This is a genomic window from Rhodobacter viridis (genome assembly GCF_003217355.1).
Taxonomy (GTDB): Bacteria; Pseudomonadota; Alphaproteobacteria; order Rhodobacterales; family Rhodobacteraceae; genus Rhodobacter; species Rhodobacter viridis.
Window position 1 is genome coordinate 22,223 of record NZ_QJTK01000018.1, and the last position, 21,377, is coordinate 43,599.

The 21,377-nt window shown below is 66.9% G+C and carries 17 protein-coding genes; 13 read left to right on the forward strand and 4 right to left on the reverse strand.

The genetic code is table 11. From position 1 onward, the window contains the following. Nucleotides 1-6: 6 nt before the first annotated feature. The 11 genes from C8J30_RS16280 (at nt 7) to recN (ending at nt 12,870) form a co-directional block, all read left to right on the forward strand. The gene (locus C8J30_RS16280) at nt 7-1,110 is read left to right on the forward strand and encodes a UDP-N-acetylglucosamine--N-acetylmuramyl-(pentapeptide) pyrophosphoryl-undecaprenol N-acetylglucosamine transferase (protein WP_110806926.1); all 1,104 of its coding nucleotides are present in this window, start codon (nt 7-9) and stop codon (nt 1,108-1,110) included. Then, complete coding sequence (murC, locus tag C8J30_RS16285; RefSeq protein ID WP_110806900.1) at nt 1,107-2,513, forward strand: UDP-N-acetylmuramate--L-alanine ligase; 1,407 nt, start codon at nt 1,107-1,109, stop codon at nt 2,511-2,513. The genes C8J30_RS16280 and murC overlap by 4 nt, the downstream gene beginning before the upstream one ends. 12 nt (nt 2,514-2,525) lie before the next feature. Continuing rightward, nucleotides 2,526-2,765: a DUF2484 family protein gene (locus C8J30_RS16290; RefSeq protein WP_110806901.1), complete on the forward strand. Its 240-nt coding sequence runs from the start codon at nt 2,526-2,528 to the stop codon at nt 2,763-2,765. A 185-nt stretch (nt 2,766-2,950) separates the two neighbouring features. Continuing rightward, on the forward strand, nt 2,951-3,871 hold the full coding sequence (gene murB / locus C8J30_RS16295) for a UDP-N-acetylmuramate dehydrogenase (protein WP_110806902.1): 921 nt from the start codon (nt 2,951-2,953) through the stop codon (nt 3,869-3,871). 113 nt (nt 3,872-3,984) lie between these two features. Then, nucleotides 3,985-4,863: a D-alanine--D-alanine ligase gene (locus tag C8J30_RS16300; RefSeq protein WP_245909874.1), complete on the forward strand. Its 879-nt coding sequence runs from the start codon at nt 3,985-3,987 to the stop codon at nt 4,861-4,863. Then, nucleotides 4,851-5,801: a cell division protein FtsQ/DivIB gene (locus C8J30_RS16305; protein ID WP_110806904.1), complete on the forward strand. Its 951-nt coding sequence runs from the start codon at nt 4,851-4,853 to the stop codon at nt 5,799-5,801. The genes C8J30_RS16300 and C8J30_RS16305 overlap by 13 nt, the downstream gene beginning before the upstream one ends. Beyond that, the gene (ftsA, locus tag C8J30_RS16310) at nt 5,798-7,126 is read left to right on the forward strand and encodes a cell division protein FtsA (protein WP_110806905.1); all 1,329 of its coding nucleotides are present in this window, start codon (nt 5,798-5,800) and stop codon (nt 7,124-7,126) included. Before C8J30_RS16305 ends, ftsA begins: the two co-directional genes overlap by 4 nt. Before the next feature lie 202 nt (nt 7,127-7,328). Then, nucleotides 7,329-9,059, forward strand: a complete 1,731-nt coding sequence (gene ftsZ / locus C8J30_RS16315; RefSeq protein WP_110806906.1) for a cell division protein FtsZ — start codon at nt 7,329-7,331, stop codon at nt 9,057-9,059. A gap of 215 nt (nt 9,060-9,274) precedes the next feature. Beyond that, complete coding sequence (gene lpxC, locus C8J30_RS16320; RefSeq protein WP_110806907.1) at nt 9,275-10,192, forward strand: UDP-3-O-acyl-N-acetylglucosamine deacetylase; 918 nt, start codon at nt 9,275-9,277, stop codon at nt 10,190-10,192. Between the two features lie 152 nt (nt 10,193-10,344). Then, nucleotides 10,345-11,190: an outer membrane protein assembly factor BamD gene (locus C8J30_RS16325; RefSeq protein ID WP_110806908.1), complete on the forward strand. Its 846-nt coding sequence runs from the start codon at nt 10,345-10,347 to the stop codon at nt 11,188-11,190. 30 nt (nt 11,191-11,220) lie between these two features. After that, nucleotides 11,221-12,870, forward strand: a complete 1,650-nt coding sequence (recN, locus tag C8J30_RS16330; protein WP_110806909.1) for a DNA repair protein RecN — start codon at nt 11,221-11,223, stop codon at nt 12,868-12,870. A gap of 171 nt (nt 12,871-13,041) precedes the next feature. Here the strand turns inward: recN and C8J30_RS16335 are convergent, their stop codons facing one another. After that, entirely contained in the window at nt 13,042-13,434 is a 393-nt protein-coding gene (locus C8J30_RS16335; protein WP_110806910.1) for an SgcJ/EcaC family oxidoreductase, read from the reverse strand. Beyond that, entirely contained in the window at nt 13,431-14,816 is a 1,386-nt protein-coding gene (locus tag C8J30_RS16340) for an FAD-binding oxidoreductase (RefSeq protein ID WP_110806911.1), read from the reverse strand. The genes C8J30_RS16335 and C8J30_RS16340 overlap by 4 nt, the downstream gene beginning before the upstream one ends. A gap of 158 nt (nt 14,817-14,974) precedes the next feature. Here C8J30_RS16340 and C8J30_RS16345 point away from each other — a divergent pair, with 158 nt between their 5' ends. After that, nucleotides 14,975-16,360, forward strand: coding sequence for a bifunctional enoyl-CoA hydratase/phosphate acetyltransferase (locus tag C8J30_RS16345; protein WP_110806912.1), 1,386 nt, complete (start codon nt 14,975-14,977; stop codon nt 16,358-16,360). Further along, on the forward strand, nt 16,360-17,529 hold the full coding sequence (locus C8J30_RS16350) for an acetate/propionate family kinase (protein ID WP_110806913.1): 1,170 nt from the start codon (nt 16,360-16,362) through the stop codon (nt 17,527-17,529). Before C8J30_RS16345 ends, C8J30_RS16350 begins: the two co-directional genes overlap by 1 nt. A gap of 162 nt (nt 17,530-17,691) precedes the next feature. Here C8J30_RS16350 and C8J30_RS16355 read toward each other — a convergent pair whose 3' ends face one another. Next, complete coding sequence (locus tag C8J30_RS16355; protein ID WP_110806914.1) at nt 17,692-19,491, reverse strand: aminopeptidase P family protein; 1,800 nt, start codon at nt 19,489-19,491, stop codon at nt 17,692-17,694. 7 nt (nt 19,492-19,498) lie between these two features. After that, entirely contained in the window at nt 19,499-21,373 is a 1,875-nt protein-coding gene (cobT, locus tag C8J30_RS16360) for a cobaltochelatase subunit CobT (RefSeq protein WP_110806915.1), read from the reverse strand. Nucleotides 21,374-21,377 lie beyond the last annotated feature (4 nt).

Consider the following 21,377-nt stretch of genomic DNA (forward strand, 5'->3'; position numbering starts at 1 on the left):
GGTGACATGGGCCAGACCAAACCACCGCTGCTTCTGATCGCTGCCGGGGGGACCGGGGGACATATGTTCCCGGCCCAGGCGCTCGCGGAAGCGATGGTCCGCCGCGGCTGGCGGGTGAAGCTCTCGACCGATGCGCGTGGCGCGCGCTACGCGGGCGCCTTTCCGGCGCAGGTGCCGGTCGAGCAGGTCGCCTCGGCCACCTTTGCCCGCGGCGGTCTTGCAGCGAAGCTCGCGGTGCCGTTCCGGCTTGCGGGGGGGATGGTCTCGGCGGTTGCGCGCAATCTGATCGACCGGCCCGCCGTCGTGGTGGGCTTTGGCGGCTATCCGACGATCCCGGCGCTGAGCTCGGCGCTGGTGTTGGGCATTCCGCGCGCGATCCATGAACAGAACGGGGTGATGGGCAAGGTCAACCGCGTCTTCGCCCGCCGCGTTCAGGCCTTTGCCTGCGGCACCTGGCCCACCGATCTGCCGCCCGGCGTGCAGGGCGTGCACACCGGCAACCCGGTGCGCGCCGCCGTGGTCGAGCGTGCTGGCGCCGCCTATATCCCGCCCGGCGCCTATCCGATGTCGGTTCTGGTGATCGGCGGTTCGCAAGGCGCGCGGATCCTGTCGGATATCGTGCCCGCCGCCTTTGCCGCGCTGCCCGAGGGCCTGCGCCGCCATCTGCGCATCGCCCATCAGGCCCGCCCCGAAGATGCCGCCCGCGTCACCGAAGCCTATGACGCCGCGGGGATCGAGGCCGAGGTCGAGCCCTTCTTCACCGATGTGCCGCGTCGCCTGGCGGAATGCCAGCTGGTGATCTCGCGCTCGGGCGCCTCGTCCATTGCCGATATTTCGGTGATCGGGCGGCCCGCCATCCTCATTCCCTTTGCCGCCGCCACGGGCGACCATCAGACCGCGAATGCCCGCGGCCTGACCCGCGCGGGCGCCGCCGTGATGATCCCCGAAACCGCCGCCACCGCCGCGGCGCTGGCAACACAGATCGCGCTCGTGCTGGACAATCCCGAGGGCGCGGTGCAAATGGCGCGGGCAGCGCTGGCCGAAGGCATCCCGGATGCCACGGCGCGGCTCGTGACCATCGTCGAAAAGCTTGCAGGACCCCGCCCATGAACGCGACCAAACTGCCCGGAGAGCTGGGCCCCATCCATTTTATCGGCATCGGCGGCATCGGCATGTCGGGCATTGCCGAAGTGCTGATGACGCAGGGCTTCGCGGTGCAGGGATCGGATGCGAAGGCCTCGAAGATCACCGATCGGCTCGTCGAACTTGGGGCAACTTTCTTCGAGGGCCAACGCGCCTCGAACATCGGCGAAGCCGCCGTGGTGGTGATTTCCTCGGCGATCAAGCCCGGCAACCCCGAGCTTGAAGAAGCCCGCCGCCGCCATCTGCCCGTCGTGCGCCGCGCCGAGATGCTGGCCGAGCTGATGCGGCTGCGCTCGAACATCGCGATCGCGGGCACGCATGGCAAGACCACCACGACGACGATGGTGGCGACGCTTCTGGATAAGGGCGGCTTTGACCCCACCGTGATCAACGGCGGCATCATCCACGCTTACGGCTCGAATGCGCGCGCAGGCGCGGGCGAATGGATGGTGGTCGAGGCGGATGAAAGCGACGGTTCCTTCAACCGGCTGCCCGCGACGATCGCCATCGTGACGAACATCGACCCCGAGCACATGGAGCACTGGGGCACGATCGAGAACCTGCGCAAGGGGTTTTATGACTTCGTCTCCGGCATCCCGTTCTACGGTCTGGCCGTCTGCTGCACCGACCACCCCGAGGTGCAGGCGCTGGTGGGCAAGATCACCGATCGCCGCGTCGTGACTTTCGGCTTCAACGCCCAGGCCGATGTGCGCGCGACGAACCTGCGCTTTGAAAACGGCCGCAACTGCTTTGACATCCAGCTGCAGGGCGAGGGCGCGGTGATCGAGGGCTGCACCCTGCCGATGCCGGGCAATCACAACGTCTCGAACGCCTTGGCCGCCGTCGCCGTCGCCCGCCATCTGGGCATGAAGAAAGACGAGATCCGCGAGGCGCTGGCGAATTTCGCGGGGGTGAACCGGCGCTTCACCAAGGTCGGCGAAGTGCTGGGCGGCGTCACCGTGATCGACGATTACGGCCACCATCCGGTCGAAATCGCGGCGGTGCTGAAGGCCGCGCGGCAGGCGGTTTCCGCCACGCCGGGCGCGCGCGTGATCGCGGCGCATCAGCCGCACCGCTACACCCGGCTGCACAATCTCTTCGACGACTTCTGCACCTGCTTCAACGAGGCCGATGTCGTCGCCATCGCCGATGTCTATGCCGCGGGCGAAGAGCCCATTCCGGGCGCCGGGCGCGATGATCTGGTCTCGGGGCTCATTCGCCACGGCCACCGCCACGCCCGGGCGCTGCTGAACGAGGAAGACCTCGCGCGGCTGGTCAAGGAACAGGCGCGGCCCGGCGATATCGTCGTTTGCCTTGGGGCGGGGACGATCTCGACCTGGGCGAACGGCCTGCCGGCCAAACTTGGATAACGGAGGACAGCCATGACCCTCTCGCTTGCCACCGCTTGTCTCTGGGCGGTGATCGCATCGCTCATTGCCCTTGGTCCGCGCCGGTTTCACTGGCCCGCCGCCTGGGGGCTGATCGCGGCGGGCGTGCCGATCCTGGGTTGGGTCACCTATGAGAACGGCCCGGTCTGGGGGCTGGTGGTGCTGGCGGGGGGGCTCAGCGTGCTGCGCTGGCCGGTGCGGCGGCTCTTTGCCGCGATGCATCCGCGCGACTGACGGGCAGGGCAGGGGGGGCGCCGCCCCCCTCTTTTGGCTGCGCCAAAATTCACCCCCGGGCGTATTTGCACCAAGAAGAAGCCCGCCATTTCTTCTTGGCCGAAATACGCCGGGGGGAGTCCGCTTGCGGACGGGGGGCAGCGCCCCCCCTTGCCCCATTGGGGCACTCTCGCTAAGGCAGGGTCATGGAAAAGCTGAGCTACACCCCGCGCGGCGCGCTGACGCCGAACTACCCTTTGGCCGATCTGACCTGGCTGCGCGTCGGCGGTCCGGCGGATTGGCTGTTTCAGCCCGCCGACGAGGCGGATCTGAGCGCCTTTCTGGCCGCACTGCCCGCCGATGTGGCGGTCTTTCCGATGGGGGTGGGCTCGAACCTGATCGTGCGCGATGGCGGCATCCGCGCCGTGGTGATCCGGCTTGGTCGCGGCTTCAATGCGATCACGGTCGAGGGGGATACCGTCACCGCGGGGGCGGCGGCGCTCGATGCCCATGTGGCGCGCAAGGCGGCCGAGGCCGGGCGCGATCTGACCTTCCTGCGCACCATTCCGGGCGCGATCGGCGGCGCGGTGCGGATGAATGCGGGCTGCTATGGTGCCTATGTCGCCGATCATCTGATCGCCGCGCGAGTCGTGCTGCGCTCGGGAGAAGTCGTTGAAATCTCGGCGGAAGATCTGCATCTCGCCTATCGCTCCTCGACCCTGCCCGAGCAGGCGGTGATCATTGCCGCGACCTTCCGGGCCGGGCCGGGCGATCCCGCGGTGCTGGCCGCGCGGATGGCCGAGCAGATCGCCAAACGCGATGCGAGCCAGCCGACCAAGGACCGTTCCGCCGGATCGACCTTCCGCAATCCCTCGGGCGCCTCCTCCACAGGCCGCGCCGATGACAGCCAGGAGTTGAAGGCCTGGAAGGTGATCGATGACGCGGGGATGCGCGGCGCGACGCTTGGCGGGGCGCAGATCAGCCCGATGCACTCGAATTTCCTGATCAATGCGGGCGGTGCAACGGCCCATGATCTGGAAACTTTGGGCGAGCAGGTGCGCAAAAAGGTTTTGCAGACCCAGGGAATTTCGCTAGAATGGGAAATCATGCGCGTGGGCGAATATTGAGGTCGTCGCGCAATCCATAACAAGATGCGGCAAGAACAGTCCGGGGGAGAACCCCGGCAGGGACGAAAGTGGCGGGCATGTCGAGCAGGACAGTCCCCCTCGTGGCGGTACTCATGGGCGGACCCTCGGCTGAACGCGAGGTGTCATTGTCTTCCGGGCGCGAATGCGCGGCGGCGTTGCGGGCGGCGGGATACGACGTAGCTGAAATCGATGCGGGGGCAGACCTCGCGGAGCGTCTTCGGGCGCTCGCGCCCGATGTTGTCTTCAACGCGCTGCATGGCCGCTGGGGCGAGGATGGCTGCGTACAGGGCATCCTCGAGTGGCTGCGGCTGCCCTATACCCATTCCGGCCTGCTGGCCTCGGCCCTTGCGATGGACAAGACCCGTGCCAAGGCGGCCTACAAGGCGGCCGGGCTGCCGGTCGTCGAGAGCCGCTTGGCCTGCAAGGCCGAGGTGATGGCGCATCACGTCCTGCCCGCGCCCTATGTGGTCAAGCCCAACAACGAGGGCTCCTCGGTCGGCGTTTATCTGGTGCTCGATGGCGCCAATCAGCCGCCGCAGCTTTCCGACGAGATGCCCGACGTGGTGATGGTGGAAACCTATGCCCCGGGGCGCGAGTTGACTTGCACCGTGATGGGCGAGCGCGCGCTCTGCGTGACCGAGATCATCACCACCGGCTGGTATGATTACGCGGCGAAATACACGGCGGGTGGCTCGCGGCATGTCTGCCCGGCCGATTTGCCCGCCGAGATCGCGGAAACGATCCGCGACTATGCGCTGCGTGCCCACAAGGCGCTTGGCTGCCGCGGCGTCAGCCGCACCGATTTTCGCTGGGACGAAAGTCGCGGCGTGGCGGGTCTGATCCTGCTCGAGACCAACACGCAGCCCGGCATGACGCCCACCTCGCTTGCGCCCGAACAGGCCGCGGCCGAGGGGATGTCCTTCGCCGATCTCTGCCGCTGGATGGTGGAGGACGCTTCATGCGACCGTTGATCGCCGAGCCGCGCTATCCGCAGGCGCCGGGGGCGGCGCCGCAAAAGCCCGCGCAGGCGCTGAAGCCGCAAAAGGCGCCGCGCCGTACCGTCGCGCCGACTCGTCTGGCGTTCCGGCTCGAGCGGCTCTGGCTGACGCCGGTCGTGCGCATCATCACCCGTGTCGGCGTGCCGGTTTTCTGCGTCACCCTTGGCCTTGGCCTCTGGCTCGGCGATGGCGATCGTCGCGCCGATCTGATCGAGCGCTATCAGGATCTGCGCACGCAGATCGAGAACCGGCCGGAGTTCCAGCTGTCGGCGCTGGCGATCGAGGGCGCCTCGCCCGAGGTCGAAGCCGCCGTGCAGGCGCTCTTGCCGGTGCATCTGCCCGCCTCGCGCTTCGCGCTCGATCTTGATGGCTACCGGGCCGCGATCCTGCGGCTGGATGCGGTCAAGACGGTGGCGCTGGTGGTGCAGCCGGGCGGCACGCTGAGCGTGCGCGTGACCGAGCGCGAACCGGTGATCCTGTGGCGCACCGCCCTTGGTCTGCAGATGCTCGATGAAAGCGGCCACCGCACCGCTTCGCTCAAGCGCCGCGATGCCCGGCCCGACCTGCCGCTGATTGCGGGCGAGGGGGCCGACAAGGCCGTGCCCGAGGCGCTGGCGATCCTCGCTGCCGCGAAGCCGATCCTGCCGCGGGCGCGCGGCCTGATCCGCATCGGCGAGCGGCGCTGGGATATCATTCTGGATAACGACCGGCGCATCATGCTGCCGGAAAACGACCCGGTGCAGGCGATCGATCGCGCGCTTGCCCTCAATGCCGCCGAAGATCTTCTGAGCCGTGACTTCACGCGGCTCGACCTTCGCAACGCAACCCGGCCGACGATCCGTCTCAGCGTACCCGCGCTGGTGGCGTTTCAGCAGGCGGCCGCGCAAACCACAGCAGAGGCCTCGCAATGACCGAGTTTCACAAGACTCAGCGTGCCATGCGCACGATGCGGACCACCGCCATGGCGCGGGGTGTGATCGCTTTGCTTGATATCGGCACCTCGAAAGTGTCCTGTCTGGTGCTGCGCTTCGAAAATCCCGAAGCGGCAAATGATGTTGTCACGCCGCTGTTCCGGCAATCCGCGATGCGGGTGATCGGGGCGAAGACCATCGCCTCGCAGGGGGTCCGCTACGGCGAGATCGATGCGATGGCCGATACCGAACGCGCGATCCGCACCGCGGTGCAGGCGGCGCAGAAGATGGCCAACACCCGCGTCGATCACGTCATCGCCTGCTTTGCCGGTGGCGAGCCGCGCAGCTACGGGCTGGCGGGCGAGGTTGATGTGGCGGGCGGTCATGTCGACGAGCAGGATGTGGCCCGCGTGCTGGCCGCCTGCGATCTGCCCGAGATCGGCTATGGCCGCGAAGTGCTGCATGCCCATCCGGTGAACTTCGCGCTTGACCATCGCTCGGGCCTGTCCGATCCGCGCGGCCATGTCGGCTCGAAACTTGCGACCGACATGCACATGCTGACGGTCGATGCGGCTTCGGTGCAAAACATCATCCACTGCATCCGGCGCTGCGATCTGGAACTGGCGGGGATCGCCTCGTCGGCCTATGTCGCGGGGCTGTCGGCGCTGGTCGAGGATGAGCAGGAGCTTGGCGCGGCCTGCATCGACATGGGCGGCGGCGCGACCGGCGTGTCGATCTTCCTGAAGAAACACATGATTTTCGCCGATACGGTGCGGATGGGCGGCGATACCGTCACCCGTGACATCGCGGCCGGGCTGCAGATCGGCACGCAGCTGGCCGAGCGCATCAAGACCTTCCACGGCGGCGTGCATGCGACCGGCATGGACGACCGCGAGATGATCGAGCTGTCGGGCGATTCGGGCGATTGGGAAAAGGACCGTCGTCAAATCAGCCGCACCGAGCTGATCGGCATCATGCGACCGCGCGTCGAGGAGATCCTGGAAGAGGTCCGCGCCAGCCTTGATGCGGCCGGGTTCGACCATCTGCCCAGCCAGCAGATCGTGCTGACGGGGGGCGCGAGCCAGATCCCCGGTCTCGACATGCTGGCGGCGAAGATTCTGGGCCAGAATGTGCGTCTGGGGCGGCCGATGCGCGTGCAGGGCATGCCCGAGGCGATGCGCGGCCCGGGATTCGCCGCGATGGTGGGGCTGGCGCTCTTTGCGGCCTGGCCGCAGGACGAATGGTGGGACTTCGAGATTCCTTTGGACCGTATGGGCGGACGCTCTTTCAAGCGGGCAATCCGCTGGTTCCGCGATAATTGGTGATTCAATCTGAAGGGGAAGCACGATTCCTTTCCCCTAGATGATGGTGTTTGCGCGAAATACCGCTTAATGCGTCAGCATGGCCTCCACATTTTGTGGATTCTTCGTGTTTTTTGGGTGACGGAACCCTTAAAGCTGGCTACACTTGGACACAATTTCGGGGACAGTCGGCCGTCGAAGGCCGCGTGAACACAGGCGGACTCCAATGACCTTGAATCTGAGCATGTCAGAGCATGAAGACCTCAAGCCGCGCATCACCGTTTTCGGTGTCGGCGGTGCGGGTGGTAACGCGGTCAACAACATGATCGACAAGGCGCTGGAAGGCGTCGAGTTCGTCGTGGCCAATACCGATGCTCAGGCGCTGCAGCAATCGCGCTCGCGCGACCGCATCCAGATGGGTGTGAAGGTGACTGAGGGTCTCGGTGCGGGCGCGCGTCCGTCTGTCGGCGCCGCGGCGGCCGAAGAAACCATCGAGGAGATCGTCGATCATCTGGTTGGCGCGCATATGTGCTTCATCACGGCGGGCATGGGCGGTGGTACCGGCACCGGCGCGGCACCGATCATCGCGCAAGCGGCCCGTGAGCTTGGCGTTCTGACGGTGGGCGTGGTCACCAAGCCCTTCCAGTTCGAAGGGCCGAAGCGGATGCGTCAGGCCGAAGCGGGCATCGAAGCCCTGCAAAAGGTCGTCGATACGCTGATCATCATTCCGAACCAGAACCTGTTCCGTCTGGCGAACGAAAAGACCACCTTCACCGAAGCCTTCGCCCTGGCCGATGACGTGCTTTATCAGGGCGTCAAGGGCGTGACCGATCTGATGGTCCGTCCGGGCCTGATCAACCTCGACTTCGCCGACGTGCGTGCGGTGATGGACGAGATGGGCAAGGCGATGATGGGCACGGGCGAGGCGGCGGGCGATGACCGCGCCGTTCAGGCCGCCGAAAAGGCGATCTCGAACCCGCTCCTGGACGAAATCAGCCTGCGTGGCGCCAAGGGTGTGCTGATCAACATCACCGGCGGCTACGATCTGACGCTGTTCGAACTCGACGAAGCCGCGAACCGCATCCGCGAGGAAGTGGACCCGGACGCCAACATCATCGTCGGCTCGACGCTCGACCCGTCGATGGAAGGCATGATGCGCGTTTCGGTCGTCGCGACCGGGATCGACGCCGTCGTGGCGCAGGAAATCCCGGTGCCGCGCCGTTCGATGGCCGAGCCGCTGAAGGCCGCGCATGTCGCCGCTCCGGTGGCCGCCGAACCCGTGCGTCCGGCGCTCGCCGTGACCTCGGCGCAGCCGGTGGTGATGCAACAACCGGCGCCGCAGCCGGTCGTGCAGCAGCCCGCGCCGCAGCCCGTGCAGCATCAGCCGATGGCCGCGCCGCAAGCCGCCGCGCAGCCGGTCTATGACCGCAACCTGTTCGAAACCCCGGTCGCTGCCGCTCCGGCGCCGCAGCCGGTCGCCGCGCCCGCGCCGCAACCGGTGGCGCAGCAGATGTCGGACGAGCTGCCGCCGCCCGCCTACCAGCCGCGTCCCGCGGCCCGCGAGATGATGATGCAGGACGACGAGGCGAGCTTCGTTGCGCCGCGTCCGCGTGCGCCCGGCCAACCCTCGCCCGAGGCGCTGGCCCGTCTGCAAGCGGCGGTGAGCAAGGTTCCGGGCGGCACGCAGGCTCCGGCCGCGGGCTATCACCGTCCGGTGGCGCAAGGCGCTGTCAGCGCCGCTCGCGCCGCCATGCCGCAACAAGCCACGGCCGAGAAGCCGCGCTTCGGCATCAATTCGCTGATCAACCGGATGACCGGTCATGCCGAGGCGGCTGCCGTCGCCCCGACTCAGCGTCAGATGCCCGCTGCGCCGCAGCATCAGCCCTATGATGACGAACAGGATCCCGAGCAGGATCGTATCGAAATCCCGGCTTTCCTGCGTCGTCAGGCGAATTGACGCATCACAACGTGACGCACAAGGGCCGGTCATGACCGGCCCTTTTCGTTTTTAAATCAACGTTTTAACCCGAAGTCGGCAGGGATTCGCCCAGCTCCCCGCCTTCTGTTTCAGTTTGTTGCAAAAGGTGAATTGAGTGTTTGGTCAACGGTTCTTAACTGAGGCTCGGAACTCCCCGCCACGATCGGTGGGGAAAAAGAAAGGCAAGCACGACCGTGCAAACCACGCTTGGCGCATCTGTCACCTTCACCGGAATCGGCCTGCATTCGGGCAAGCCGGTGCGGATGCTTGCGCATCCCGCGCCCGCCGATCACGGCATCGTCTTCCGCCGCACCGATGTGAGCGGTGTCGACCCGCGCATCCCTGCGGTCTGGGACCATGTCACGCCCTCGAAACTCTGCACGCTGATCGTGAACGCCGATGGCGTCTCGGTTTCGACCATCGAACATATCATGGCGGCGCTCGCCGGTCTGGGCATCGGCAATGCGCTGATCGAGATCGACGGCCCGGAAGTGCCGATTCTCGACGGTTCCTCGGCCCCCTTCGTGAAGGCGATCCGCCGGGTCGGCCTGCGGCGTCTTGACGCCGATCTGCGCGCGATCCGGGTGCTGTCGCCGATCGAAGTCCGCGAGGGCGAGGCGGTGGCGCGGCTTGAACCCGCCGCGACGCTCGAGATCGATTTCGCCATCGACTTTGCCGATGAAGCGATCGGCAAGCAGGCGAAAAGCCTGAAGATGGCCAATGGCGCCTTCGTCCGCGAGCTGATGGACAGCCGCACCTTCTGCCGTCAGGCCGATGTCGATTTCATGCGCGCCAATGGTCTCGCGCTCGGTGGCACCTATGAAAACGCTGTCGTCGTTGATGGCGCCGAAGTGCTGTCGCCGGGCGGTCTGCGCCATTCCGACGAGGCCGTGCGCCACAAGATGCTTGATGCGATGGGCGATCTCGCGCTGGCCGGGGCGCCGTTGATGGCGCGTTATGTCGGCAATCGCGCCGGGCACGCCCTGACGAACAAGCTCTTGCGTGCGCTTTTTGCCCAACCCGAGGCTTGGGTTTGGGAAACCTGCTCGCCCGAACAGGCGCATCGTCTGCCCGGGGCGGGCGTTCTGCGGGGTTCGCTGGCGGCGCGCTGAGCCTTCACGGCTGCGACAGTCTCCCCCCGCAAGAGCGAAAGGCGTTTTGCGCCGCCGTTTTTTCTGTGCTAGGACGGGCGAAACAGCGACCCCTCGCGGGGTCTCAGGCGGCAGATCGGACAAAGTTCCGGTGACGAACGGAAGAGGCAGCGATGGCAACGGGCAAAACGGCGGCGCTACGAGTCGGCAGTCTCGCGCTGCTCGCGGCTTTGGCGGCTTGCGGCTCGTCGCAAAAGGAGCCGCCGCTCGAAAATTTCACCGCCGAGGAAATCTACAAGCGCGGCGAGTATGAGCTCGAGGTCGGCAACCCGCGTCGCCCGACCGATGCGCTGCGCTACTTCTCGGAAGTGGAACGGCTTTATCCCTATTCCGAATATGCCAAGCGCGCGCTGATCATGGAGGCCTTCGCCCAGCACAAGGCGAAGAAATACGAAGATGCCCGGTCTTCGGCGCAGCGCTATCTCGACACCTATCCGGGGTCCGAGGATGCGGCCTATGCCAAGTATCTGCTTGCGCTCTCTTATTACGACCAGATCGACGAGGTGGGCCGCGATCAGGGCCTGACCTTCCAGGCGCTGCAGGCGCTGCGGGCCGTGATCGAGGAATATCCCGACAGCGATTACGCCCGTTCGGCGGCGCTGAAATTCGATCTTGCCTTCGACCATCTGGCGTCGAAGGAAATGGAAATCGGCCGCTTCTATCTGAAGCAGGGCCATTACACTGCCGCGATCAACCGCTTCCGCGTCGTGGTCGAGCAATACCAGACCACCACCCACACGCCCGAGGCGCTGGAGCGACTGGTGGAATGCTATCTCTCGCTCGGCCTGACCGACGAGGCGCAGACGGCGGGCGCCATCCTTGGCCACAACTTCCAGTCCTCGCCCTTCTACGAAGACGCCTACAAGCGCCTGAAGAAGCAAGGTCTCGAACCCGAGGCGAAAGGGTCGAGCTGGCTGTCGGCGGTCTATCGGCAGGTCATCAAGGGCGAATGGCTCTGATCCTTTCGGGGACCGGGGCAGGGGGCTGAGATGCTGCGCACGCTCGACATTCGTGACATGCTGCTGATTGACCGGCTGGAACTCGATTTCGGCGCCGGTCTGAATGTGCTCACCGGCGAGACCGGGGCGGGCAAGTCGATCCTGCTTGATTGTCTGGGATTCGTGCTGGGTTGGCGCGGCCGGGCGGAGCTGGTGCGCAAGGGCGCGGCGCAAGGCGAGGTGGTGGCGGTCTTCGATCTGCCCGCGGGCCATCCCGCGCGGATGGTGCTGCAAGAGGCGGGCATTCCGGCCGAGGACGAGCTGATCCTGCGCCGGGTGAATGCGCTCGATGGCCGCAAGACCGCTTTCATCAATGATCGCCGCGCCAGCGGCGAGGTGCTGCGGGCGGTCTCTGATACGCTCGTCGAGCTGCACGGGCAGCAGGATGACGGCGGGCTTCTGAATGCGCGCGGTCACCGGGCGGCGCTCGATGCCTTTGCGGGCCACGATGATCTGCTGGCGGCGGTGCGCTCGGCCTGGGCGGCGCGCTCGGCGGCGGCGAAGCGGCTGGCCGAGGCGCGCACGGCGCTGGCCGCCGTGAAGGGCGAAGAAGATTTCCTGCGCCATGCGGTGGCGGAGCTTGAGAAACTGGCCCCCCAGCCGGGCGAGGAAGCCGATCTCGACACCCGTCGGCGGCTGATGCAGGCGGCCGAGCGGATCCGGGCCGATGTGGTCCGCGCGCATCAGATCCTTGGCCCCGAGGGCGCCGAGGGCGCGATGCGCGATGCCGACCGCTGGCTGTCGGGCGCGGCTGACAAGGCCGAGGGGGCGCTTGATGGCGCGATGGCCTCGCTCGAACGGGCGCTGATCGAGCTTGGCGAAGCGGTGTCTGGCGTCGAGGCGGCGCTTGATGCGATGGCCTTCGATCCGCGCGCTTTGGAGGCCTGCGAGGAGCGGTTGTTTGCCCTGCGGGCGGCGGCGCGCAAGCATGGGGTGCAGCCGGACGCGCTGGCCGATCTGACCGGCAAGCTCTCGACGCGGCTGCAGGCGCTCGATGCGGGCGAAGAGGGGATTGCGCGGCTCGAAGCCGATGTCGCGGCGGCCGAGGCGGCTTTCGCGGCGGCGGCCGAGAAACTGTCGGTTGCGCGGGCGCAGGCGGCGGGGCAGCTTGATGCGGCGATGGCGGCGGAACTGGCGCCGCTGAAGCTGGAACGCGCTGTTTTCGCGACGAAACTCAGCAAGGGCGATCCCGGTCCCGAGGGCTGGGATGCCGTCGCCTTCACCGTGGCGACGAACCCGGGCGCGCCTGCGGGGCCTTTGGACAAGATCGCTTCGGGCGGGGAACTCTCGCGGTTTCTGCTCGCACTGAAAGTGGTGCTGGCGAAGGGCGCCGATGCGCTCGTGCTGATCTTCGACGAGATCGACCGCGGTGTCGGCGGGGCCACGGCGGACGCTGTCGGGCGGCGTCTGGCGCAGCTTTCGGAAACCGCGCAGGTTCTGGTCGTCACCCACAGCCCGCAGGTGGCCGCGCGCGGCTCGCATCATTTCCGCGTAGCGAAATCGGTCAGTGACGGCATGACCACCTCGCGCGTCGAGGCGCTGCCGCCGCCCGAGCGGGTGGATGAAATCGCCCGGATGATCTCGGGCGCCGAGGTCACCGATGCCGCCCGGGCCGCGGCGCAATCGCTTTTGCACAGCTGAGGCAGGGGGGCTCTGCCCCCCGTCCGCAAGCGGACTCCCCCCGGGATATTTGAAGCAAGATAAAAGGGCGGGGGATTCCTCTCCGCGCCTCGTCTTACCTTGCTGCAAATATCTCGGGGGGTGAATTTGCGCTTCAGCGCAAAGAGGGGGGCAGCGCCCCCCTCGCTTCCGTTACGATTCCACCACGAATTGCGCGGTGACGATCTGCCAGCCCTGCGGGCCCGCGCATTCGAGCGTGGCGCAAAGGACGGCGCCGATCCGGCCCGCATCCTGGCCGTGTTCGTCGACCAGTCCCGAGAGCACGAAGCGTTGCATCAGCACCGTCACTTCGGTGCCGATCGGGCGCAGCCGGGTGCGGCCGGTCACCAGACGCGCGCGCTGGAAGGCGCCGGCGAATTCGCCTGCAACGAGGTCCGCAATCGCCGCGCGCCCTTGTGCTGCGCCGCCGGTCAGGCTCAGGATCTCGCCGTCTTCGGCAAAAAGCTGCGCCATGCCAAGCGCATCGCGTGCGCCCCAGAGCATCGCAAAGGTCCGCGGCAGGTCCGCCGGTTGGCTCAGGCTCACGGTGTTTCTCCGGCTTGCGGCACGACTTTGCCGGGGTTGAGGATGTTCAGCGGATCGAGCGCGGCCTTGATCGCGCCCATCACCGCCCAGGCCTCTCCATGTTCCTCGATCATCATGGCGCGCTTGCCCATGCCGATCCCGTGCTCGCCGGTGATCGTGCCGCCCATCGTCAGCGCCATCTCGGCCAGATCATGCGCGACGGTCTTTGCTGTCGCCAGTTCCGCGGGGTTCTCGCGGTCGAGAAGCAGGATGGCGTGGAAATTGCCGTCGCCGACATGGCCGAGGATCGGGCCCAGAAGCCCCGCCGCGTCGATCATCGCCCGCGCCCGCGCCACCGCCTCGGCCAGCCGCGAGATCGGAACGCAGACATCCGTCACCAGCCCCATGCAGCCCGGCCGCGAGGCGATGCAGGCGGAATAGGCGCCGTGCCGCATCTTCCAGAGCTTCGTGCGCTCCTCCGTCGTCGTCGCCCATTGGAAATCGGCGCCGCCCATCTCGGTCACCACCTCGCCGAAGCGCTGCGAGGCTTCGGCGACCGAGGCCTCCGAGCCGTGGAATTCGATCATCAGATGCGGCGTCTCGGGCAGGGAGGTGCCGTTCATCTTGTTGAAGACGCGGGCGATTTCCTCGTCGACGAATTCGATCCGCGCGACCTCGATGCCGAGTTGAATGACCTGCTGCACGGTTTCCACCGCCGCCTCGAAGCGATCAAAAGCGCAGACCGCCGAAGAGATCGCCTCGGGCTGGCCATGCAGCCGCAGCGTCAGTTCCGTGATCAGGCCGAGCGTGCCTTCCGAGCCGAGCATCAGCGCGGTGAGATCATAGCCGGAGGCCGATTTCGCCGCGCCGGAGCCCGTGCGGATCACCCGCCCGTCGGCCAGAACCACGGTCAGCCCCGCCACATTGTCGCGCATCGAGCCATAGCGCACCGTCGTCGTGCCGCTGGCCCGCGTCGCGGCCATCCCGCCGAGCGACGCATTCGCCCCCGGATCGACCGGGAAGAACAGCCCCGTCGCGCGCAGTTCGGTGTTGAGCGCCTCGCGGGTGATGCCCGGCTCGACCCGCACCAGACGATCCTCGGGGCGGATTTCCAGCACCCGGTTCATCGAACTGAAATCGACGACGATTCCGCCCGATACCGCCAGCGCATGGCCTTCAAGCGAGGTTCCGGCGCCCCAACCGACCAGCGGCACGCGATGGGCGGCGCAAATTTTCGTGAGGGCGGCGACCTCTTCGGTGCTTTCGGGAAAGACCACCGCCTCGGGCGGGGTCAGGGGGAACCAGGTCTCGGATCGGCCATGGGTTTCGCAATCTGTCCTTTTTTTGCTGATCCGGTTGCCGAAAATTACCTGCGCCTCTTGCCAGAATGTCGCGTCCGCCATGTGCCCCTCCCGGTATCGCTTCGTCTTAAGCGCATCGGCGTCGGCACGAAAGGGGCGAAAAACCGCAGCAACAGGCGTTGAACAATGTCTCTCGCGGATGCACCAATCCGCTCGGACAGGAGAACGCCGCAGAGTCGCGGCGATGGAAGGAGTCCGCGATGATTTTCGAAAGCCGCATGTATCACGAGATCGAGCCGGGGATGAGCGCAGAGCTGCGCCGGCTCTGCACTGCAGATGATATTTATGCCTTCGTCGCTGCCTCGGGAAACCACAACCCGATGCACCTCGAACATGTCGACGAGGATGGACAGAAGGAAAAGCCGCTGGCGCCGGGCCTGTTCGTGGCCTCGCTGATCTCGTCGCTTCTGGGCTCGATCCTGCCCGGGCCGGGGACGCGCTACCGCGACCAGCATCTGGCCTTCCATGACTATGTCACCGCGGGTGAGGAACTGGTGGCCAAGGTCACGGTCACCGCCAAGGAAGCCGACGGCGTGATCGTGATGGACACCGAGGTGCGCCGGGTCGAGGGTGGGGCGCTGATCTGTTCGGGCACGGCGCACGTGCTCGCCCCCAAGACCTACATCCGCTATGAGGAAATCGACGCTCCCGGCCTGATCGTGCAGCGCCACCGCCATTTCGAGGCGCTGCTCGAGCGGGCCGAAGCGTTGCCGGCGATCGGCACGGCCGTCGTCTGCCCTGAGGAGCCATCGGCGCTGGAAGGCGCGCTGATCGCGGCCGAGCGCGGGCTGATCCGGCCGATCCTGATCGGCAATCCGGCGAAGATCGAGGCCACCGCCAAGGCGATGGGCAAGTCGCTGGCGGATTACGAGATCGTCGAGATGCTGAGCCACCGCGAGGCCGCGCGCTCGGCCGTCGATCTGGTGCGCGAGGGCCGCGCGCAGGCGATCATGAAGGGGCATCTGCACACCGATGACCTGCTGCGCCCGATGCTTGACAAGGAAAAGGGGCTGCGGATCGGACGGCGCTTCACCCATGTCTTCGTGATGGACGTGCCCGGTGTCAGCCATCCGCTGCTGGTGACCGATGCGGCGATCAACATCGCCCCCGATCTGGCGACCAAGGTCGACATCGTGCAGAACGCCATCGATCTGGCGATCTCGCTTGGCATGGAAACGCCGAAAGTGGGCGTTCTGAGCGCGGTCGAGACGGTGAACCCGGCGATGCCGTCGTCGATCGATGCGGCGCTTCTGTCGAAGATGGCCGAGCGCGGGCAGATCAAGGGCGGTGTCGTGGATGGCCCGCTCGCCATGGACAACGCGGTCGACATTGGCGCCGCGCGCACCAAGGGGCTGCGGGGCCCGGTCGCGGGGCAGGCCGATGTGCTGGTCGTGCCGGGGATCGACGCGGGCAACATGCTGGCGAAACAGCTGGCCTATATTTCCCACGCCGAAGCGGCGGGCGTGGTCTTGGGCGCCCGGGTGCCGGTGATCCTGAACTCGCGCTCTGACAGCGCCATGGCGCGGCTTGCCTCGGCCGCCGTCGCTTCGATCCACTGGAACCGCATTCGCGAAGGGAGCCGCTGATGACCAGAGCCATTCTGACCCTGAACGCGGGCTCGTCGTCGCTGAAACTCGGTCTCTTCGACGAGGCGCTGGCGCCTTTGGCGACCGCCCACGTCGATCGGCTGGGCGCGCCCGAGGGCTCGCTCAAGCTGAAGGATGCGGACGGCGTTGCGATGCCGGTGCCGCATCTGGGCCCCGATGACTTCGCCACCCACACGCTGGCGCTGCGCTCGGCGCTTGGCGCGTTCCGCACCGATCTGCCGGGGCTGGAGATCACCGCGATCGGGCACCGGATCGTGCATGGCGGCACCGCCCATGCCGAGCCGGAAAAAGTCACCGATGTGCTGATGGACCACCTCGAACGGCTGAACCCGTTCGCGCCGCTGCATCAGCCGCACAACCTTGCGGGCGTGCGCGCCGCGATCGAGGCCTTCCCGGGTGTGCCGAACGTCGCCTGCTTCGACACCGCCTTCCACCGCGGTCATCCCTTTGTCGATGACACCTATGCGCTGCCGCGGCACTATTACGAGAAAGGCGTGCGGCGCTACGGCTTCCACGGCCTCAGCTACACCTATATCGACGGGGTGCTGGAAGCCGAGGAGCCGGAACTGCGCGCGGGCCGCGTGGTGATTGCGCACCTTGGCTCGGGCGCGTCGATCTGTGCGGTGCACAACGGCCAGTCGATCGCCTGCACCATGGGCTTCTCGACGCTGTCGGGTCTGCCGATGGGGACGCGGGCGGGCGAACTTGACGCCGGGGTGGTGGTCTATCTGATGGACCAGGAAAAGATGAACGCCGAGGATATCACCGATCTGCTGTTCCGCCGCTCGGGGCTGATCGGCATGTCGGGCGTATCGAACGACATGCGCACGCTCGAAGCCTCGAAAAACCCGCATGCCAAGGAAGCGATCGACTATTTCTGCCACCGGGTGAAGCGCGAGATCGCTTCGCTCGCGGCGGCGATGGGCGGGATGGATGCGCTCGTCTTCTGCGGTGGCGTCGGCGAGAACTCGTCGCATGTGCGCGCGGCGGTCTGCGAGGGGCTCGACTGGGCCGGGATCACGCTTGATGAAGCGGCGAACCTGGCGCATGCGCGCGAAATCTCGACCGGCCGCGTCGCGGTGCGGGTGATCCCGACGAACGAGGAAATCGTCATCGCCCGCGCGGCGAAGGACGCGCTGCATATCTGAGCGAGGCCGGGGGCTCTGCCCCCGGACCCCCGAAGCAGGGGGGCTGCGCGCCCCCCTCTTGCCTGCGGCAATTCACCCCGCGGCGTATTTTGCAAAGGAAAACCAAGGGGCAGGGCCGGTCGATCCGGTCCTGCTTCTTCTTGGCGCAAATACGCCCTTTCCTTAAAGGGGGGCGCAGGCCGCCGTCAGCCAGTCGCGCGCCGCCGGGCCGACCAGCGGGCCGATCCGCGCCAGAACGCCGGCGTGGTAGCTGTCGATCCAGCTGTGTTCCGCCTGCGACAGCATGTCGACGACGATCAGGCGGCGATCGATCGGCACCCAGGTCAGGGTTTCGAAACACAGATGGTCGCGGCCGTCGCCGATCTTCGGCGCCTCGGTGACGAGGATCAGGTTCTCGATCCGGATGCCCCACTGGCCCTCGCGGTAATGGCCGGGTTCGTTCGACAGGATCATGCCGGGGGCAAGGGGGACGTCAGAGATGCGCGAGATCCGCGCCGGGCCTTCATGCACGCAGAGCGCCGCGCCGACGCCGTGGCCGGTGCCGTGGTCGTAATCCATTCCCGCCTGCCAGAGCGCGATGCGGGCGAGCGCATCAAGGTCACGCCCCGCAAGGCCGCGCGGGAAGCGGGCGCGGGAAATCGCGATCATGCCTTGCAGCACGCGGGTGAAAGCCTCGGCCGCGCCCTCGGGCACCGGGCCGACGGCGACGGTGCGGGTGATGTCGGTGGTGCCGTCGGGGTATTGCGCACCGCTGTCGATCAGCAAGAGTTCCCCGGGGGTGACCTTGCGGTTCGTCGCCTCGGTCACGCGGTAATGCACGATGGCGCCATTCGGTCCGGCGCCGCAGATCGTGTCGAAGCTGATGTCGAGAAGCTGCCCGGTGGCCCGGCGGTGGTTTTCGAGCCGCTCCACCACGTCGATCTCGGTCAGATTGCCTTTCGGCGCCTCGGCCTCGAGCCAGCACAGGAACTCGACCAGCGCCGCACCGTCGCGGATATGGGCGGCCTTCATCCCCGCCACTTCGGCCGCGGTCTTGCGGGCCTTCGGCAGGATGCAGGGATCTTCGGCCCAAAGGACGAGCGTGCCCGCTTCCTCCAACTCGCGGCCGACCTGATGCGGCGCCGAGGCGGGATCGACCAGAACCGGGCCCTTCAGGCTGCGCAACGCGGCATCAAAGGCCGAGACCGGGCGCAAAGTCACCTCGTTGCCCAGATGCGCGCGCAGCTCGGGCGAAAGCTTCGCCGCCTCGGTGAAGAGCGTCAGATGGCCATTGCCATGCAGCACGGCGAAGGCCTGCATCACCGGATTGCGCGGAATGTCGGCGCCGCGGATGTTCAGCAGCCATGCGATGGAATCGGGCAGGGTCAGCACCGCCGCCTGCGCGCCCTGTTTGACCACTCCGGCCCCCAGACGCTGGCGCTTTTCCGCGCTCGGCTCGCCTGCGAATTGGGCGGGATGCACCCGCGCGGGCTGCATCGGCGGGGCAGGGCGCTCGGTCCAGACCGCATCGATCAGGTTCGCCGTCTCGACGAGCTCAATGCCCGAGCCATCGAGCGCCTTGCGCAGATCGTCCACCTCCTTGCGGGTGTGCAGCCAGGGATCAAAGCCGATCCGGCCGCCCTCGGGCAGGTTTTCCAGAAGCCACGGCCCGGCTTTCACCTCGGGCCAGGGGACGGGGGTGAAGGCGGTCAGGTCGACCTCGGATTTCACCTGCACCCGGTAGCGGCCGTCGATGAAGACGCCCGCCAGATCGGGCAGCACGACGCAGAACCCGGCCGAGCCGGTGAAGCCGGTCAGCCAGCCCAGCCGCGCATCGCATTCGGCGACATATTCGCCCTGATGCACATCGGCGCGCGGCACCAGATAGCCGGTCAGCCCGGCCTTCGCGATCACCTGCCGCAAAAGCGCAAGCCGGGCCGGTCCGTTCGCGCGGGTCGAGCGGGTGGTGAACTCCTGAAACATGGCTCTGTTACCCCGTCTTTTTCAGGCCCAGCACCCGGGCCCGGGCACGCGGATCGCTGTCGAACAGTGCCGCCAGCTGCTCGGTCATCGCGCCTGCCAGCTGCTCGACATCGGTGATGGTGACGGCGCGCGAATAGTAGCGCGTCACGTCATGGCCGATGCCGATGGCCAGAAGTTCGACCGCCCGCTTGCGCTCGACCATCGCGATCACGTCGCGCAGGTGTTTTTCCAGATAAATCGCAGGGTTGACCGACAAGGTGGAATCGTCGACCGGGGCGCCGTCGGAAATCACCATCAGGATTTTCCGCGCCTCGGGGCGTGCCATCGAGCGCTTCCACGCCCATTCCAGCGCCTCGCCGTCGATGTTTTCCTTCAGCAGGCCTTCCTTCATCATCAGGCCAAGGTTCGACCGCACCCGCCGCCAAGGCGCATCGGCGGATTTGTAGATGATGTGGCGCAGGTCATTGAGCCGCCCCGGCCCCTGCTTGCGCCCCTCGGCGAGCCATTTTTCGCGCGATTGGCCGCCCTTCCAGGCGCGGGTGGTGAAGCCGAGGATCTCGACCTTGACCGAGCAGCGTTCGAGCGTGCGGGCGAGCACGTCGGCGCAGATCGCGGCGATGGAAATCGGGCGGCCCCGCATCGAGCCCGAGTTGTCGAGCAGAAGCGTCACGCAGGTGTCGCGGAATTCGGTGTCCTTTTCGACCTTGAAGGACAAGGGCGTCGTCGGGTTCGCCACGACGCGGGCGAGCCGCCCGGCATCGAGCGTGCCTTCCTCGCGGTCGAATTCCCACGACCGGTTCTGCTGCGCCTGCAGCCGCCGTTGCAGCTTGTTCGCGAGCCGCGCCACCGCGCCCTTGAGCGGTTCAAGCTGCGTGTCGAGGTAAGCGCGCAGCCGTTCGAGTTCGGCCGGTTCCGCCAGATCCTCGGCGCGGATTTCCTCGTCGAACTCGGTGGTGAAGACGGTGTAATTCGGATCGGCCGAGGAATGCGGCGCGGGCGGCGGCGGCTCGGGCGGGGCGTCGGCCTGCGGCATGTCGATTTCGTCGCCGGTCTCGTCATCGGCGAGATCGTCTTGCGACACCGTGGTCTGGCGCTGATCCTGCTGCTGTTCCTGACTTTGCTCGGGCGTTGCTTCTCCGTCGTCGTCCTGCTGGTCCTCTTCCGAGCGGTTGTCCTGATCCGCCTCGGGATCTTCCTCGCTCTCCTGATCGGCCTCGTCGTTTTGCTGCGCGTCGGGGTCGTCGCCCAGCTGATCGCCATAGCCGAGATCGGCAATCACCTTGCGCGCCAGCCGCGCAAAGGCCGCCTGATCGGCCAAAGCATCTTCGATGCCTTGAAAATCCTCGCCCGCCTGATCGTCAAGGAAGCCGCGCCAGAGGTCGAGCACATGGTTCGCGGCTTGCGGCAGTTTCCGCCCCGTCGCCATTTCGCGCACCATGTAGCCCGCGGCCACCGCAAGCGGCGCCTCGGCCTGCGTGCGGATCTGGCCGTAGCCCTTGCGCTCGGCCTCATGGCCGATCTTGAAGTCGATGTTGGTCAGCGTGCCGGGCATGTCGCGCGCGCCCAAAGCCTCGCAACGGGCGGTTTCCATCGCCTCGTAAAGCGATTTCGCCATGTCGCCCGAGGGCGCATAGCGGGCGGCCACGGCGGTATCGTGGTGGCGCTGACGCAGCGCCAACGCATCGCCGGTGCCGCGCGCCATCATGATCTCGTCGCGGGTCATCCGGCGAGAGACCTGCGGCAGGCGCATCTGATCGCCCGCCACGCCGGGCGGATCGACCGAGAAACTGACGTTCAGCTCGGGTGCATCGGCCAAGGTCCGGGTGGCCTCGGCCAAGGCCTTCTTGAACGGATCGGCGGGGTTGTCGTTGGGCTTGCTCATCGCC